Annotated in this window: 16 protein-coding genes and 1 pseudogene; 7 read left to right on the top strand and 10 right to left on the bottom strand. The window is 39.0% G+C overall.

The window, feature by feature from the left end; translation table 11 throughout:
* A partial coding sequence (locus L652_RS0117060; RefSeq protein WP_024603570.1) for a M3 family metallopeptidase occupies positions 1-1,976 on the bottom strand: 1,976 nt, incomplete at its 3' end.
* A 213-nt stretch (positions 1,977-2,189) separates the two neighbouring features.
* Complete coding sequence (locus L652_RS0117055; protein ID WP_002958182.1) at positions 2,190-2,396, bottom strand: hypothetical protein; 207 nt, start codon at positions 2,394-2,396, stop codon at positions 2,190-2,192.
* A gap of 196 nt (positions 2,397-2,592) precedes the next feature.
* Here L652_RS0117055 and L652_RS0117050 point away from each other — a divergent pair, with 196 nt between their 5' ends.
* The 6 genes from L652_RS0117050 to yegD all read left to right on the top strand — a co-directional run bounded on the left by L652_RS0117050 (position 2,593) and on the right by yegD (position 9,572).
* Complete coding sequence (locus tag L652_RS0117050; protein ID WP_002958183.1) at positions 2,593-3,453, top strand: mechanosensitive ion channel domain-containing protein; 861 nt, start codon at positions 2,593-2,595, stop codon at positions 3,451-3,453.
* A gap of 414 nt (positions 3,454-3,867) precedes the next feature.
* On the top strand, positions 3,868-6,132 hold the full coding sequence (locus tag L652_RS0117045) for a TonB-dependent receptor (protein WP_024595666.1): 2,265 nt from the start codon (positions 3,868-3,870) through the stop codon (positions 6,130-6,132).
* 105 nt (positions 6,133-6,237) lie between these two features.
* Positions 6,238-6,537: a hypothetical protein gene (locus tag L652_RS0117040; RefSeq protein ID WP_002958185.1), complete on the top strand. Its 300-nt coding sequence runs from the start codon at positions 6,238-6,240 to the stop codon at positions 6,535-6,537.
* Positions 6,538-6,612: 75 nt separating this feature from the next.
* Positions 6,613-7,269: an HAD family phosphatase gene (locus tag L652_RS0117035; protein WP_024595667.1), complete on the top strand. Its 657-nt coding sequence runs from the start codon at positions 6,613-6,615 to the stop codon at positions 7,267-7,269.
* 33 nt (positions 7,270-7,302) lie between these two features.
* Complete coding sequence (locus L652_RS0117030; RefSeq protein ID WP_024595668.1) at positions 7,303-8,145, top strand: DNA ligase; 843 nt, start codon at positions 7,303-7,305, stop codon at positions 8,143-8,145.
* Between the two features lie 62 nt (positions 8,146-8,207).
* Complete coding sequence (yegD, locus tag L652_RS0117025; protein ID WP_024595669.1) at positions 8,208-9,572, top strand: molecular chaperone; 1,365 nt, start codon at positions 8,208-8,210, stop codon at positions 9,570-9,572.
* 19 nt (positions 9,573-9,591) lie between these two features.
* Here yegD and L652_RS0117020 read toward each other — a convergent pair whose 3' ends face one another.
* The 3 genes from L652_RS0117020 to L652_RS0117010 all read right to left on the bottom strand — a co-directional run bounded on the left by L652_RS0117020 (position 9,592) and on the right by L652_RS0117010 (position 11,963).
* On the bottom strand, positions 9,592-10,056 hold the full coding sequence (locus L652_RS0117020; RefSeq protein ID WP_002958191.1) for a methylglyoxal synthase: 465 nt from the start codon (positions 10,054-10,056) through the stop codon (positions 9,592-9,594).
* Positions 10,057-10,122: 66 nt separating this feature from the next.
* Positions 10,123-10,767, bottom strand: a complete 645-nt coding sequence (locus L652_RS0117015; protein WP_024595670.1) for a LysE family translocator — start codon at positions 10,765-10,767, stop codon at positions 10,123-10,125.
* Positions 10,764-11,963 (bottom strand): multidrug effflux MFS transporter, encoded by a 1,200-nt coding sequence (locus L652_RS0117010; RefSeq protein WP_002958193.1) that lies wholly within the window; start codon positions 11,961-11,963, stop codon positions 10,764-10,766. Before L652_RS0117010 ends, L652_RS0117015 begins: the two co-directional genes overlap by 4 nt.
* Positions 11,964-12,146: 183 nt before the next feature.
* Between L652_RS0117010 and L652_RS0117005 the strand changes: the two genes are divergently transcribed.
* Positions 12,147-12,620, top strand: a complete 474-nt coding sequence (locus tag L652_RS0117005) for a hotdog fold domain-containing protein (protein WP_024595671.1) — start codon at positions 12,147-12,149, stop codon at positions 12,618-12,620.
* Between the two features lie 21 nt (positions 12,621-12,641).
* Here L652_RS0117005 and L652_RS0117000 read toward each other — a convergent pair whose 3' ends face one another.
* The 5 genes and pseudogenes from L652_RS0117000 to L652_RS01000000124030 all read right to left on the bottom strand — a co-directional run.
* Positions 12,642-13,124 carry a polymer-forming cytoskeletal protein gene (locus tag L652_RS0117000; protein ID WP_002958196.1) on the bottom strand — a complete coding sequence of 161 codons (483 nt, stop codon included), beginning with the start codon at positions 13,122-13,124 and terminating at the stop codon, positions 12,642-12,644.
* Positions 13,114-14,277, bottom strand: coding sequence for a M23 family metallopeptidase (locus tag L652_RS0116995; protein ID WP_024595672.1), 1,164 nt, complete (start codon positions 14,275-14,277; stop codon positions 13,114-13,116). Before L652_RS0116995 ends, L652_RS0117000 begins: the two co-directional genes overlap by 11 nt.
* A gap of 143 nt (positions 14,278-14,420) precedes the next feature.
* Positions 14,421-15,734 carry a fumarylacetoacetase gene (gene fahA / locus L652_RS0116990; RefSeq protein ID WP_024595673.1) on the bottom strand — a complete coding sequence of 438 codons (1,314 nt, stop codon included), beginning with the start codon at positions 15,732-15,734 and terminating at the stop codon, positions 14,421-14,423.
* A gap of 136 nt (positions 15,735-15,870) precedes the next feature.
* Positions 15,871-16,917, bottom strand: a complete 1,047-nt coding sequence (gene hppD / locus L652_RS0116985) for a 4-hydroxyphenylpyruvate dioxygenase (protein ID WP_002958202.1) — start codon at positions 16,915-16,917, stop codon at positions 15,871-15,873.
* A gap of 318 nt (positions 16,918-17,235) precedes the next feature.
* Positions 17,236-17,637, bottom strand: a pseudogene (locus tag L652_RS01000000124030) (metallophosphatase); the annotation flags it as partial.

The following is a 17,637-nucleotide window of genomic DNA, read 5'->3' as shown; positions in this document are numbered from 1 at the left end:
ATGTGTGCAAAGGCATCGGCTGCAAATACTTCAGTCCAAAGGTATGCGTAGTAACCCGCAGAGTAACCACCGGCAAATGTATGGCTAAAGTAGTTTGATTTATAACGCGGTGGTACAGGGTAGTAATCAATACCGTGTGCTTTTAGCGCATCGCTTTCAAACTTTTGAACATCAGTAATTTTTTTATCTGAGCCAAACGAGTGCCATTCCATATCAAGTAAAGCAGCTGCTAAATATTCAGTGGTACCAAAACCTTGGTTGAATTTTTGCGATGCAAGTACTTTATCAAGTAAAGCTTGTGGAATTGGCTCACCTGTTTTGTAGTGTTTGGCGTAGTTAGCAAGTACCGTAGGTTCAATCATCCAATCTTCATTCGCTTGCGACGGAAACTCAACAAAGTCACGCGCTGTAGCAGTACCTGCTAAGCTTGGGTATTTAACGTCAGAGAATAAACCGTGCGCCGCATGACCAAACTCATGGAACATAGTTGACACTTCGTCAAACGTCATTAACGTTGGCTCGCCTGCAGCAGGTTTTGGAATGTTTTGGGCATTGTAAATTACAGGTTTAGTGCCTTTTAAGCCGCTTTGACTTACGTAAGCGCTCATCCATGCACCGCCACGCTTACCTTCACGTGCGTATGGGTCTAGGTAAAATAAACCGATGGCGCTGCCGTCAGCGTTGAATACTTCGTAGGCTGTAACATCTTCATGATAAACCGGTAAGTCTTTACGCTCTTTAAATGTAATACCGTATAGCTTGTTCATTGCAAAGAATAAACCATCGTGAATTACAGAATCCATTTCAAAGTAAGGCTTAACAAGGGCAGGATCTAAGTCGTACTTTTCAGCACGTACTTTTTCTGCGTAAAAAGCCCAATCCCATGGTTTAAGCTCAAAGCTTTCACCTGAATCGTTAATTACTTTTTGAATAGCAGCTGCTTCAATTTTAGCTTTTTCAACTGCTTTTGGTGCTAGGTCATCTAAAATGCCGTACACGTTGTCAGTTGTTTGTGCCATACGCGAAGTCATTACATACGATGCCCAATCTTTAAACCCTAGTAGCTCTGCTTTTTGAGCGCGTAGGTTTGTTTCTTCAATAATAATTGGGCCGTTAGTTTTTGCTGCACGGTTAGCAGAGGCTTTAAATATTTGCTCACGTAGGTCGCGGTTTTCAAGGCTTGATAAAATTGGCTGTTGGGTCGTATTTACCAGCGTGATCATGTAGCCGTCTTTACCTGCTTTTTTAGCAGCGGCCGCAAGACCTGCAATTTCACCTTCAGAAAGGCCAGCAAGTTTAGATTTATCGGTAACTACAATGACATCTTCTTTAAACGATTTTAAAATGTTTTGAGAAAACGCAGTAGAAAGCTCTGCAAGTTGTGAGTTGATTTCACGCATTTTTGCTTTTTCAGCGTCATTTAATTTAGCGCCTGCTTTTACAAATTGCTTATAGTAAAAATCCACAAGGCGTTGATCTTCAGCATTAAGCGAGTCTTTGTTGTCGTAAATAGTTTGTACGCGCTTGAATAATGCACCATTTAAGTAAATGTCGTCAGAGTGAGCAGATAATACCGGCGCCATTTTTTTACTTATACGTTGGTATTCGTCATCAGAAATCAAACCTGAAAGGTTATAAAAAGCAGCTGATACACGGTTTAGTAGCTCGCCAGACATTTCCATTTCAACTAATGTATTTTTAAAAGTTGCAGGAGCTGGGTTGTTAGCAATAGCTTGTATTTGCGCAGTATGCTGAGCAATACCAGCATCAAAGCCGGCTTCGTAGTCTTTTGTACCAAACTTATCAAACTCAGGTGCCATGTATTGTAATGGGCTGGGTTTGAATAAAACATTGTTTGCGTTCATGTCTTGCACTTGTGCTGCGCTCTCTTTTGCCATGTCTTGAGGTTCGTTAGAAGAACAAGCCGATAGGATTAGGGCACTAGCAATAGTAGTGGCGATCAGGGTTTTACGCATAATAACTCCATAAAAAGATTAGCCGAAATAGGCTTTGCGAGTCGAAAAACCTAGTTAACTTATCAAATTTGTGGGTTTATACAATAAAGTTTATCGGTATTAAGGGGGATTTGAACGCAAATTAGCTAATAATTAGTATTAAGGTGGGTAAAAGTAGCTCTAAAATCAAACGTTAAAGCTACTTAATTATACGATTGTGTGCTTGAGAGGGGGTTAGTTATAACCTAAAACAAATTTTTTCTCTGAGCCAAAGCTATTAGATTGCTGCCCAAACTCTTTATTAATAGTTGCTAGAGTTTGCTCTTGTTCGGCCAGCAAGCACAAAACTTTATTTCGGTAATCTAGGCTGCTTTCAAACAATTTTAAATCTACCTGCGGCTGCAAAGTAGCGAGTCTTTGATTTAGAGTAAGTTGTGTCATATGTGATCTCCAGTGCTTGTACACTATTTATATAGCACTCGGTGCAATAAAGAGTTAATAAATTGTTTATAAAATTCATATTGAACTTATTAACTTGGCGTTTTAGTTATATTATGACGTGCTAAGCTTAGCGAAAACTGAACCACACTTATTTTTAGTGAACAAATAACAATCAAAAAAGATATTGGGAACACTTATGACCCTCGAACAAATTAATCAATACTTAGCCTTTGTAATATTCACTTATAACGATGTGAATATTACGGTAGCAAAAGTAATTCAAGTGCCACTTATATTGTTTGCTATGTGGTTTGTAGTCACACGTATTGGCAAGCTTATTAAAAAAACATTACTCGCTAAAAAAATAAGCCAAGATGCAGTGCATTTGTTTACTCGTATTTACTTTATTTTAAGTATCGCAATTTTAATTTTTACATCGCTTGAAGTGCTCAGCATCCCGCTTACGGCATTTGCTTTTGTATCCGGTGCGATTGCTATTGGTGTAGGTTTTGGTGCACAAAACATTATTAATAACTTTATCAGCGGTTGGATATTGATGTGGGAACGTCCAATTCGCATTGGTGACTTTTTAGAGGTAGGTAACGCAAAGGGCGTAGTTGAAACTATTAATACGCGTTCTACACGTATTCGCCGAAATGACGGCGTACATATGCTTATACCTAATTCTCAATTGCTCGAAAATACAGTAACAAACTGGACGCTGATAGATGGCAATGCACGCTCATCGGTCAGTGTCGGCGTTGCGTATGGTTCAGACGTTATACTGGTTAAAAAGCTTATCCAGCAAGTGCTTGATGATCATGATGCAATATTGGTTAATCCAAAGTCATCAGTGTTATTTGATGACTTTGCAGATAGCTCGCTTGTATTTAATGCTATTTTTTGGGTATGCGCCGAGTCTGAAACCATGCTTAGAAAAGTGCGCAGTGATATTCGTTTTAGTATTTATGCTGTATTTGAAGAGCATGATGTAGTGATTGCGTTTCCACAGCGCGATATTCATATAGATGGTGAAATTGCTTTTAAAAGGTCGTAGTTCTAATAAAAAAAGTCGCTTGCGGGTGACTTTTTTATGAGTAACCACAACGTTTCTATTTTGGGTTAATATGTAAAGCAATCTATTTTTCCTACTTTACTTCGCGAACTTCAATAAAGGACATATGTCCTCATTATTAGGTTTTTGCATCTAAATATTGATAAAAACACGCAATCTTGTAGTTAAATGTTGCAAAAAAGTTTCCATTTATGTTCATATTTATGCAGTAAAATTATTACACAATGGTATAATCTTAATTGTTCGTTCAGCCTTGTTACTCCGTTTTGTACTCTCGGTGATGAGGTCCGCGCGCCATATAGCAAGTCGCGAAAAATTGTACGAGCCCGCAATGAATACATTGCGCAACACAAAAAACCGTTGAACAAGAGTGCATACTAAAGGTTAATACCCGACATGAAATCATTAAAGAAATCTGCAATAGCGACAATTATTAACGCTGCACTACTATCTGCTGCTGGCACATCTATTTCAGCATTCGCCGCTGAAGAAGAAACGGCTAAAAAAAGCAATCAACTAGAAGTTATTCAAGTTACCGCCCGTAAACGCGTAGAAAATGCACAAGAAGTACCTGTAGCAGTATCTGCATTACAAGGTGATAACCTTGATGCATATAGCTCTGCAGGTATGGATATTCGCTTTTTAAATGCGAAAATTCCAAGTTTATCTATTGAGTCTTCATTTGGTCGTTCATTCCCACGCTTTTACGTTCGTGGTTTAGGTAATACCGATTTCGATTTGAATGCATCACAACCAGTATCACTTGTTGTTGATGAAGTAGTTCAAGAAAATGCAATTTTAAAAGGTTTCCCAGTATTTGATGTTGAACGCGTAGAAGTATTACGTGGTCCTCAAGGAACGCTATTTGGCCGTAACACGCCAGCTGGCCTTGTTAAGTTTGATACTGTTAAACCAAGCCAAGAATTTGATGGTTATGGCTCTGTTTCATACGGTAGCCGTGGTGCTGTAGATACAAGTGGTGCTGTAGGTGGTGCTTTAACTGACCGTTTATCTGCTCGTGTTTCATTATTATGGCAAGACAAAGACGATTACATTGATAACCAAGCTCCAGGCTTTGAAGCTAAAGATGAGCAAGGTGGTTACACTGAAAAAGCGGCACGCGTTCAGTTTTTATATGAAGGCGATGATTTTACTGCTTTATTAAACTATCACACACGTGACTTAGATGGCTCACCAATTGCCTTTCGTGCAAATGTAATTAAAGCGGGTACTAATGAGCTAGTAGATAACTACGAAAATGATGTTGTTTATCAAGATGCGGCATCTCGCTCTACTCAACAAGTAGAATCGGAAGGTGCAAGCTTAAAGCTTGAGTGGGAACTTAAAAACCACACAATCACTTCTATTTCTGCATGGGAAAGTGCTGAAATTTATTCTCGCGCTGACATCGACGGCGGTTATGGTGCTTCTTATATTCCAGATTTCATGGGACCCGGTTTTATCCCTTTCTCTTCAGAAAGTGCTGATGGCATTCCAGATCACGACCAGTTGACGCAAGAGCTACGTTTATCTAGTAACTTTGATGGTGACTTAAATTATCAAGTAGGTGTATTTTACTTTGATGAAGAGCTAACGATTGAAAACTTCAGCTACGATACATTCTCAACACCTAATGCTGGTGCTTTAAATGGTTATGTTCGCCAACAACAAGACACAACTGCATGGGCTGTATTTGGTTCTGTAGATTATACTTTTTCAGATGATTTAAAAGTAACAGCGGGCCTTCGTTATTCTGATGATGATAAAGATTTTGTAGCTGATCGTACACTTAGCCCAATTGGTGGCGGTGCATTACTTGTAGAGCGTGATGTTAGTGACGACCATGTTAGCTGGGATTTATCTGCAAACTATAAAGTAAACGATGATGTTAACTGGTACGGCCGTGTAGCAAACAGCTTCCGCGCACCTAGTTTACAAGGTCGTATTTTATTTGGTGATGACGTTACAACAGCTGAGTCAGAAACGGTAACATCGTACGAGACAGGTATTAAATCAGACGTGCTAGACGGCCAAGGCCGTGTAAATGCAACTGTATTTTACTACACGATGGACGACCAACAGCTTACTGCTGTAGGCGGTGGTGCTAACTTTAACCGTTTAGTTAATGCTGATAAAACGACTGGCTATGGTTTTGAGTTAGATACGCAGTGGGTATTAAGCGATGAGTTTAATGCAACGTTTAACTTAAGCTACAATAAAACAGAAATTAAAGATAACGATTTAGCTGTCGCTGTTTGTGCTCAATGTACTGTAACTGACCCAATTAATGGTTCTGGTCTTGCTGTACTTGATGGTAATAGCTTACCGCATGCTCCTGAGTGGATCTCTAACTTTACGCTTCGCTACACTAAAGAACTTGCCGATGGTAATTTCTTCGCAAGCGGTGATATTTCTTATCGTAGTAAAATCAATATGTTCCTTTACGAATCAGTAGAGTTTGAAGGTAAAGAGCTTATTGAAACAGGTCTTCGTACAGGTTACACATGGTCTGAAGGCGATTACGAATACGAAGTTGCTGCGTTTGTTCGTAACTTATTTGACGAGCAACAAGTTATTGGCGCTGTAGATTTCAATAACAATACAGGTATTGTTAACGAAGAGCGTTATGTTGGTGCTGAATTTAAAGTTAACTTCTTCTAGAGATAACCTTAAATTATATTAATTTTTAAAAGCCTGCCTTGTGCAGGCTTTTATGTTTTTATAAAGCTGGTAAAGTAGCGTTAATTAATTTAAAGAGATAAAAAGATGGCTGGATTTTGGAATTACCGTGTAATTTTTTGTGAAGCAACGAAAGACGAAGCAGCGCAATATCAAATACATGAAGTAGAATATAACCTAAATGGTAAAGTAACTAACTGGTCAGAAACTGGCGCAGCCCCTTTTGGAACAACCTTAGATGAGTTGAAAGATGACTCTGAGCGTTTAAAAACTGCATTTGATAAACCAGTACTTAAAGTTGTACGTAAAACGCGTGGCTACGAGCTTGTTGATGTTGAAACGGGTGAGGAAGCAACGGGTGAGCCGCCAGCAGGCTTAACGCAATAACTGTATTTATATAAAAGGTGCTTAAGGCGCCTTTTTTATTGTCAAAATTTAGCACAAGTTAAATAAGGAATGAGGATGACTTTAAAAGCAATATTATTTGATATGGATGGCACATTAGTTGATTCAGAAAGCATGCACTTTGTATGCTGGAGTAAATTACTTAAACCCTACGGTGTTAGTTATTTAGAAAATGATTTTTGTCAGCGCTTTTCGGGACGGCCCACTTTAGAAGCCGCAATTGAAATTAAGCAAGAGCATAACTTATCGGTAAGTGCACAGTTTTTAGCAGATGAAAAATACCGTTTATTTGGTGAATATGTAGTAACACATTTACCGCCACTGATGCCATTTACAGAGCAAACATTGAAAGCTGTAAAAGCGAGTGGCTTAAAAATGGCGCTAGTAACAGGCAGTGCTAAAAGTGAAGCTATGCCAATACTGAAAGGCTTAGGGTTTTATGAGCTGTTTGATACGGTGGTTACAAAAGATGATGTAACTAATCCTAAACCTGCAGGGGATCCGTATTTACTGGCACTTGAGCAGATAAATATACAACCTGGCAATGCAATTGCTGTTGAGGATACTTACACAGGGGTAACAGCTGCTAATAATGCTTTGTTACGTGTTGTAGCCATTGCCAATAGCCATACTAAAGATCACGACTTTAGCCAAGCTACCTATCAAATGAGCAACTTAGATGAGTTTTGGCAATGGGCGCAATCTCAACTATAGTTTAAGCCAACTTTTACGTGCTTGGATGCGCCAATGTTTACTATTAAACACCTGCTTTTAATTGTTATTGTACTTTTTACGCAATGCATAAGTGCAGCACAACCGTCTGTTTTACTGGCTAAAGTATATGACGAAACTAAGCATTATGATGTAAGTAAATATTTAGTCAGTGAAAAATATGATGGCGTAAGAGCTATCTGGACCGGCACGCAGTTTGTCACTCGTAAGGGTAATATTATCAATGCGCCAAGTTGGTTTACAGTGCCATTGCCAAATGTATGGCTTGATGGTGAGCTGTGGACTAAACGTGAGCACTTTTCTGCGCTTAGTGGCATAGTCAGAACTAAAAAACCTAATAATCATGATTGGCAAACTATTACTTATAAAGTATTTGATATGCCAGATAAAAATCTGCCTTTTAGCACTCGTTATAAAAACTATAATGAGCTTATTACTAGCCTAAACTCGCCGCACATTAGTGCTGTAGTTCAATATAGCTTTACAAATAATGAGCAACTTACAGAGTATTTTGAGAACATAACTAAGCAGGGCGGCGAGGGAGTAATGCTTCATTTGGCCAGCGCTAAGCACAGCAATGGAAGAAGTAATGCATTACTAAAATTAAAACCTTATTTAGATGCAGAAGCGGTTGTAATTGCGCACTTACCAGGCAAAGGTAAATATCAAGGTATGTTAGGGGCATTAAGGGTAAAAACAGCGCAGGGGCAGGTATTTTCTATTGGTACTGGGTTTAATGATGCACAGCGCTCCATCCCACCGGAGATTGGTAGTACTGTAACGTACCGATTTCATGGCTTAACAAAAAATGGGTTACCGCGTTTTGCCAGTTTTTTACGGGTCAGAGATAGTTTATAACATTTATAAATTTTACAAAGTGTGCTAAATTGCGCGGCCTTTTTGGTAATGTGTGGTGAAGTATGTTTGTAGGTTTTGATTACGGTAGTTCTAATTGTGCTATGGGTGTAATGAGCGAGGGTAATGTTCAATTAGTACCGCTAGAGCAAGGAAAACATTACTTACCGTCTACACTTTACACTCATCACAGCGCGTTGGTTGTTGATTTTGTTGCTAAGCATTTACATGGCACAGCCCATGAGCATGACTTTTTAACGCAGCGCCAAGCATTATTAAATACCTTACCTCGTATTAAGTCAGACCTTGATTTACAACCTTCAGATGAAACCCTATTTATTGGTCGTGAAGCGATTAGCGAGTACGTGCAGTTTCCTGAAGAAGGCTATTTTGTTAAGTCTCCTAAATCATTTTTTGGTGCAACAGGTTTAAAGCAAGGTCAAATTAACTTTTTTGAAGATATCGCAACCGCGATGATCTTAAAAATTAAGCAACGTGCTGAGCTCTCTTTAGGTAAAACACTTACACAAACAGTGATTGGTCGCCCAGTAAACTTTCAAGCTGTGGGTGGTGAGCAATCAAATCAACAAGCGGTCGGTATTTTAGAGCGTGCTGCTAAACGTGCTGGTTTTAAAGACGTAGAGTTTTTATATGAGCCACTTGCTGCGGGTATCGATTACGAGAGTGATTTAACTCAGGATCAAAAAGTACTCGTTATTGATATTGGTGGTGGTACAAGTGACTGCTCATTTGTACAAATGGGCCCAAGCTTTAGAGGAAATAGCCAGCGCGATAGCGATTTTTTATCTCACAGTGGTAAACGTGTTGGCGGAAACGATTTAGATATTGCTTTGAGCTTTCATGGTTTAATGCCGTTATTGGGTTTAGGTAGTACGTTTAAATCGGGTTTGCCTTTGCCTAATCAAGCGTTTTGGCAAGCGTGTAAAATTAACGATGTAAACTTACAAAGCCAATTTTATAGTGAAAGCCATACCCGAGAGCTAAACGCACAATTACGTGATGTAAGTGCACCTGAGCTTTATAAACGTTTAATACATTTACAGCAAAACAAGCAAGGCCATCAGTTAGTGCAACAAGGTGAAGCGGCTAAAATAGCACTTTCGTCTGCTAGTGTGTTTGATTGTGATTTAAGTTTTTTAGATAGTGGGCTGAATAAAAATGTATCTGTAAGAGATTTAGCTGTTGCCGTTGAGAGTAGTATTAGCCAAATAGTTACTTTAGCAAAACAAGCAATCAGCGACGCTGCGACCACGCCAGACATTATTTACTTAACAGGCGGTAGTGCGCAGTCACCATTGATTAAAGCGGCTTTAAGTGAGCACTTAGGCGATATAAAGATGGTTAACGGGGATCACTTTGGTAGTGTAACCGCTGGCCTGACTAAATGGGCCAGCATGCTTTATAAGTAACCTAGATTACAATTGAGGTTTAAAGATCTATTTGTCGGGTTGCGAGGTATTTTTCGTAATCTGGCAATGTGCGTTCAAGCTCTACGTCCATAAGCGGTGAGCTTAATAACATATCTGCACTCACTTCATTACACGCCACCGGAATATTCCAAACAGCTGCTAAACGCAGCAGCGCTTTAACATCAGGGTCATGAGGCTGTGATGCTAATGGGTCCCAAAAAAATATTAAAACATGTATCTCATGTTCTGCTATTTTAGCGCCAAGTTGTTGATCGCCGCCCATAGGACCACTTAAAAGCTGAACTACATCAAGCCCCGTAGTTTTTTGAATTAAATGCCCCGTAGTACCTGTGCCATATAAAGTGTGCTTACTTAGTATTTCTTTGTGCTTTTCACACCATAATTTTAGTGCTGCTTTTTTACCATCGTGTGCCACTAAAGCAATATTTTTTTGTGCGGGAAGAGATTGTGTTTTTTGTTCCATGCTAATTCTTTTTATTGATGAACCTAAACTCGGAAGAATAAATCTCTTAACCAAAGTGCAGGTTAGTTAAAATAATAGATTGATAGCAAGGGCAATAAATACAATGCCAGTGATCCTATCAATCCAAAGTTGGCTATTTGGGTTACGTCTAAAAAACTGTGCAATTTTGTCGCCAAAATAAATATACGTGCAGTCAATCGGAAAAGCAAAAAGAGGGTAAAGTAAGCCAAAAAATGCGAGCTGAAAAGTAGCCGATGAAAGCGTTGGATCTACAAATTGTGGAATAAATGCAATAAAGAATAATGCTACTTTAGGGTTTAATACTTCAGTCATCATGGCCTGAAACATGACATTACTTTTTTTACTGGTACTTATATGCGGTTTATCGGTTTGCTTGTCATCAGATGTCGGCTCTGGCTGCTTTAGCGTGCCTTTAATCATCATAAACCCTAAATAGCATAAGTATGCTGCGCCTGCATATTGCACTGCGGCATAGGCACTAGGGGAAGCTTTCAGTACTGCGCTTAGGCCTACAACAGCAAATAGCGTATGAACAACCCCACCTAATGCAAAACCAAAAGCACTTTGCATACCAGCACTTCGACCATTAGCAAATGTTTGCGCCATCAAAAATGCATTTGATGGCCCAGGCGCTACTGCCATTAAAAAACTGGCTAATAAAAATGAGACTAGAAAGTCAGGATTGATCATTGAGTACTTTTAGCCGGGTGTAAAGTATGTGCTTTTTTGCTCATTAAAATAAGCCAAAGCGGAACTAGCAATAATAAGTGAAAAGCAATCAACCACGGTGTGCTTAGCCCTAAATATTGGGTTAAAACAACAAGTATACTCGCGCCACTCATTTGCATAGCACCGAGTAATGCAGAGGCTGTGCCTGCTTGTTTAGGAAAGCTAGACAGAGACATTCCTGCAGCAGAGCCTAAACTTAAAGCAAACCCTAATGCAGCAATTAAGATAGGTAGCATAAGCGCAAATGCAGTTTCTATATGACTCAAGGCTAGCATTAAAATGCCTGAGAAAACCAGTACACTCACACCGACACGCAAAGCACGTTGGCTATTTCGTTTAATGTAGGTAGGTAAAATAAAACTTGCGACAATACTTATTACGGCATTTAACGTAAACCAAAAAGTAAAGTCGGCTACGGTACCCCCTAAATGTGTAATAAGCCAGCCTGGTGCGAGCGTTACATACACTAATATGGCTGACATTGAGACCATACAAATTAGGCTATTAAACAAAAATACCGGTGTTTTAATAATCGGTGTAAAGCGACGTAAATCTAAAATATGCCCCTGATAATGACTATCAGCAGGACGAGTTTCTCTAAAAAAGAATAGGGTAACAATAAGGCCCAAAATAGCAAACGCGGTTAAAAACATAAAGTTCATACGCCAGCCAAACTGTACGGTAAGCCAAGCCCCTAAAATAGGTGCCATTGCCGGAATAAAGCACACAATCCCGTTAAGGTAGGTAATCATTTGTCCGCTTCGTTCACTACCATATTTATCACGCACTATCGCAAATGCGACAACAAATGTGGCACACGCTCCAAACCCCTGAAAAGCACGTGCTATTAGTAATATCTCAAAAGAAGGCGAGTAGTATGCGAGTAATGCAGAGCTTGCATACAAACTAATGCCCACTACTGCCACTGGTTTTCGGCCAAATCTATCAGCCAAAGGGCCCGCAATTAATTGGCCTAGACCTACTGTTAGCATAAAAATAGCAACTGTTTGCTGTACTTGTTGTTCAGTAACTGCAAATTGTTCTGCAATAGTTGGAAAAGCAGGTAGGTAAATATCGATTGCCATAGGGCAAAATATAACGAGTAACGCTAAGATAAGTAACAAAGTCATATTAGGTTTAGCGGGCTGTGTTTGCATTGAGTCTCCTTTTGTCGAGTATTTTAGGTGGGCACTCATAAAAAAGAAAGGGCTTATGACCCCTGCATAGGTCGTCATTCTTACTTTTTGATTGGATTAAGCTAAAAAGCCAGCATAAATGCACTTTTTAAAACTGGTCTGATGTGTTAATTTTAATAAAGTAACTGTTGATGGAAAATAATAATGAGTAATAAATCTGCACTTGTACAAACATGGCATAAATTTAAGCGCCTACCTTTTGGGAATTGGCTTTTTACTAAAGCTGTTTGCTTTAAAGCGCCATATTTTGGTTCGATGAAACCTTACGTACTCGATTTGAGAGAGGGCCATTGTAGTGCGGTGGTTAAAAATCGTCGAAGTGTTCATAACCACATTGGTACCATACATGCAATTGCGCAGTGTAACTTAGCTGAATTGTGTGCAGGTGTAATGGTTGATGCAACAGTGCCAGTTAAAACGCATCGTTGGATCCCAAAAGGGATGACAGTTAGGTATTTGGCTAAAGTAGATACAGATGTACGAGCAGTCGCTGAAATTGATTTACCACACAAGTGGATTGATAAAGAAGACTTAGTAGTACCGGTTAAACTGTATAATACCCGCAATGAGCTTGTTTTCACTGCAGATATTACTATGTACATTACTGAGAAAAATTAATTTACGTAAAGCTAATTTGACTTAGCTTTTATCAGCGGCTTGTTTATTTACAAATGATAAGTCGCTGCCATCTTCTTTCAATAATGCTTTAACTTCTTTTGCGGGTTTTAGTTCTTTCGAAATTAGTTCCGGCTCTTCTTTTTCAAAGCGTTGCTTTAAACTGCCTTCAATTACTGCGCCTGCATCAATACTCAATGTATCGTGAAATACATCGCCATGAACATGAGCGCCACTTTGTACTTTTACTTCACTGGCATTAATTGACCCAATAACTTTACCTTTAACAATAACGCTTTTAGCTTCAACAATACCTTCAACAACTCCCGCTGAGCCAATAACTAAATGCTCCACTTTTATGTCACCATCAATACGGCCATCAAGCTGTACTTCACCTTGGCTAACTAAAGTGCCTGTAAGGCGTACGTCTTCAGAAATAATAGACGGTGTGTGATTCACTCTTTTTAAATTAGAGCTAACTGTTTTTTGTTTTTTTCTACCAAACACGAGAAAGCGCCTTTGTTATTTTTAGAGGATTGACTTGTTTACCATTAAGTAATACTTCGTAGTGTAAATGCGTGCCTGTGCTTCGGCCGGTGCTGCCCATTAAACCGATTACATCATGTTTAGTGATTGATTGACCTTTCTTTACTTTAATTTTATTTAAGTGTCCAAATCGAGTCACTAAGCCATTTTTATGTTCAAGCTCAATAAAGTTACCATAACCACCATTACGACCGGCACGAAGCACTACAGCGTCTGCTGGAGCGAATATTTCGGTTTTATGCCAACCGGCTAAATCAATTCCTTTATGAAAGGCATGATTACTATTCATGGGATCTTTTCTAAGGCCAAAATTACTCGAAATATAGTATTTAGCTTTAGCTAAAGGCAGGGTATTTGGTAGCTCAGTTAAAAAGTTTTCTAAATTATTTAATATTAATAGCTTATCAACGATGGCTAAAAAGTGGCTCGGAATTTTTGTTTCGTTAAATATATCAAGTGGCCCACCTTGTGCAGTTGTCTGGGCGCTTAATATTAGGTGTTGCTCAAGCGCAGACTCAATTCCTGCGCCTTTAACCATAGCTAAAATGGCTTGGTGACGTTCACTAATTTGGTTATCTAAATAGGTAAAGCTTTGCTCATAATGATTATTTAAGTTGGCCACTCTTGTTGCGAATGTAATTGGAGCGATTAACTGTGCTTGTTTACCTTTTTGATTTTCATCGACTAATGGTTCATGAAATTCATTGCCATTTTCATTAATAGGTACATCAAGTTCTGTATCAAGCTTAATAACATCTTTGCTAATTGAAGCAGGAAGGGATTCTATCATACTTTGCAGTAGCGCCTGCTTTTGCTCAAGAATTGCAAGTTGCTCTAACTGCGTTGCTTGAAGGGCTTGTTGCTCACTGACTTTTTGTTGCCACAGCGTTTGCTCGGTTATTTGATTTTGTTTTATGTCAGAGATTTTATTTGTTTGTGTATAAACACGAAAGCTCGAAATACTCAGCCAAGTAAAAGTGACTAAAATAAGCAACGCTACAAGAAGTTGAAACCAAGAGGCTAAAACAACATGCTTAACTTCGCCATTTTGACGAATAAGTAGCTGACAAGCAGGGAAAAATTTATGATAAAAAGACTTTATAAATACTGACATGGCATATAAACACTGGCTATTAACCGAATTAAGATAGCAATTTGAGTTAAAAAAGCTAGAAAAAAATTGTAACTGTTCAAAAATTAATAAAAAAGGGCTGCTTTTAGTAAGCAGCCCTTTTAATAATTTTTTTGGTATTCGTATTATTTTGCCGGCAGTACAGTACTCTCTACAGAGCCAAAACCTATACGTGCATAGCCTTCTTTTTCACACCAGCCACGCATAATAACGTTATCGCCATCTTCTAAAAAGCTGCGTTGTTCGCCGTTGCTTAGCGTAATTTTTTCTTTACCGCCACGAGAAAGCTCAAGTAATGAACCTGCTTCTTCGTGTGTTGGACCAGACTGAGTGCCCGAACCTAGCATGTCACCTGGCATAAAGTTACAGCCATTTACTGTGTGGTGAGTAACCATTTGTGCCACAGTCCAGTAAGAGTGCTTAAAGCTAGATGTTGATACGCGCGTTGGGTTATGGCCTTCGCTACGCATTTTTTGTGTTTGAATTTTAACATCCATTTGAATGTCAAAAGCACCTTGGTCGCGATTCGCTTTTGACTCTAAATAGTCCATAGGCTGTGGATCGTTTTCATCACGTGTCCAGCTTGTTCTATAAGGCGCTAATGCTTCGGTTGTTACAATCCAAGGCGATACAGTTGAGGCAAAGTTCTTAGCTAAAAATGGACCAAGCGGTTGATATTCCCACGCTTGCAAGTCACGTGCTGACCAATCGTTAAATACACAAAAGCCAAATACATGGTTTTCAGCATTTTCGATAGCGATTGCATCGCCCAGTGCATTGCCTTTACCTAAGTAAATACCAAGCTCTAGTTCGTAATCAAGGCGTTTACAAGGACCGAATGATGGCACTTCTGCATCAGGCGCTTTAGTTTGGCCTTTAGGGCGATGAAATGTTTGACCCGATACGTCAATAGATGAAGAGCGACCATGATAACCAATAGGTACCCATTTATAGTTAGGTAGTAGTGGGTTATCAGGGCGAAACAAACTACCCACAGCAGTAGCATGATAAATAGAAGTGTAAAAGTCGGTGTAATCACCGATGCGACAAGGCAAAGAATACTCTATATCAGACTGTGCAACCAATGTATCGCTAAGCGCTTGTTGGTGCTCAGAGCCTGCTCGTAGTGCTTTTGAAAGCGCTAAACGAAGTGCTGACCAATACTGCCCCCCTAAACCCATAAATGTATTTAGAGTTGCTTCACTTGCTGCATCAGCGGCTGTTTTAGCATCACCTGTTAAAACATTTAATTTACTCAGTTTTGCTAAATCAATTACTTGGTCACCAATTGCAACACCACCACGAAAGGCCTCATCAGACCCTTTACGGCGAAACTCTGCAAACGGTAAGTTTTGAATAGGGAAGTCGCAATTATCAACATTAGCTGACTCTACCCAGCTGGTTAAATTAATATCGTGGGTTTCGTTAATTAGGCTCATTACATTTCCTTTGGATTTTACTGTATGGCGACAAGGTATAGTTTATTTAATCATACTTGTACTTGGCGCCATACTTTTTAAATATTAAAACGACAAAAAGCAGCGAAGTTCGCTGCTTTTAATTTACTCAAATATTTTATAATACGCCGCGACGCTCTTGGTCACGTTCGATTGATTCAAATAATGCTTGGAAGTTACCTTCACCAAAGCCACCATCATCAACGCGTTGGATCATTTCTATAAAGATTGGACCAAATAAGTTTTTAGAGAAAATTTGTAATAAATAACAATTTTCACTTTGGCTATCTACGAGTATCTGATGCTCACGAATTTTTTCTTTATCTTCAGCAACCCAAGGTACACGGTCAAAAATAGTATCGTAGTACTCTGGGATAATATCTAAAGTGGCAATTGTTGATTTATCAAGCTTATCAAGAGAGCTTACTAAGTCATCTGTTAAAAACGCTAAATGTTGAACGCCTGGGCCGTTGTACTCACCAAGGTATTCATCAATTTGGTTGTTATCGTTACCTTTACCTTCGTTTATTGGAATAGAGAAGGTGCCACAAGGTGATTTTAGTGCATACGAAATAAGCGCTGTTTTTTGACCTTTAATGTCAAAGTAGCGTACTTCAGTAAAACCAAATACGTCTTTATAAAAGTTAGCCCATTTTTCCATGGTGCCTTTATAAACGTTATTGGTTAAATGATCGATTCGGATAAAGCCTTTATCTTCTACAACATTTTGCGTTTCTAAGTCTTCAAAATCACTTTCGTAAATAGTGCCTTTGTCGCCAAATTGTTCAATAAAGTAAATTAGGCTGTCGCCAATACCATAGATCGCAGGGTAAGGCATATTTTTATGCGTTGAGTCGGTCGCTGGTTTTGCACCACGTTCTACAGCTGTTTCAAATGCTTTTTGCGCATTCTCAACACGCCAACCCATTGAACAAATAGCAGGGCCATGGCTTTTAGCAAATTCTGCAGAAAAACCTTCACGCTCGTTATTCAGTAAAAAGTGAATATCGTTTTGGTTGTAATAAACAATGTCTTTACCTTTGAATTTTTTAAGCTTAGAGAAGCCAAAATCAGTAAATACTTTATCCATATAATCAGCATCAGGTGTTGCGTACTCGGTAAACTCAATACCGACTAAACCCAAATAGTTATTTACTTCACTCATTATTATTACTCCCGCAATTAAGCACTGCGATTATGTGTTGTTGTCATATTGCAGTAGATAATCAACCAGATTTTTAATTTGGGGAAGAGGGGGGCGCTATTTAGTATGTAGTGCATGTGTAAATTTTATAGGACGGTTATTATAAAGTTACGTGTTTGTAATACAGTTAAGTAAAATGAAGTTATATGGTATAAATTCAAGTGGGAGCATTTGTTTTTAAGTCATTGTATTTAAATACTAAAAAGGAGGTTTAACCTGCGCTAAACCTCCTCTTACAATTAATAAGTAAAAGCCTTTTTGTATGTAATTGTTTACACTTTAAGAGCCGTTACCAAAGAACTTGTTCCGTTGTTCTATCCACATGTTAGTTTTAATTGCTGGAGCTGCTTGGTAATGGCGCTCAATGGTTTGATTTAGCACTCGCGTCGGTTGCTCAAAAGACAGCTTTTGTTGTGCGCCGCCCATACTTTTAATTTCATCTCTGGTCATAGCACGTCCTGCATAAAGCAGCGAATTTAAGTACCCTGGTACTGTTTCATAATTGTTATCTGTAAAAAGCAATACAGATTGATTGAGTGCCCAGCGACTATCGATTTCGCCATCCTCTTTTACGCCAGCAAGTTCTCCATCTATATAGACTTCAAACACCCCGTTGGTTGGTGCTGTATAAAATACAAAAGCTATACGATGCCAAGAGTCAGGTTGTGTATTGCCAAAATA

The sequence above is a fragment of the Pseudoalteromonas sp. TB25 genome (assembly GCF_000497995.1).
GTDB classification, from domain to species: domain Bacteria; phylum Pseudomonadota; class Gammaproteobacteria; order Enterobacterales; family Alteromonadaceae; genus Pseudoalteromonas; species Pseudoalteromonas distincta.
Note: the sequence above shows the minus strand (reverse complement) of the source record. Positions and strands in the feature narration are given on the sequence as shown.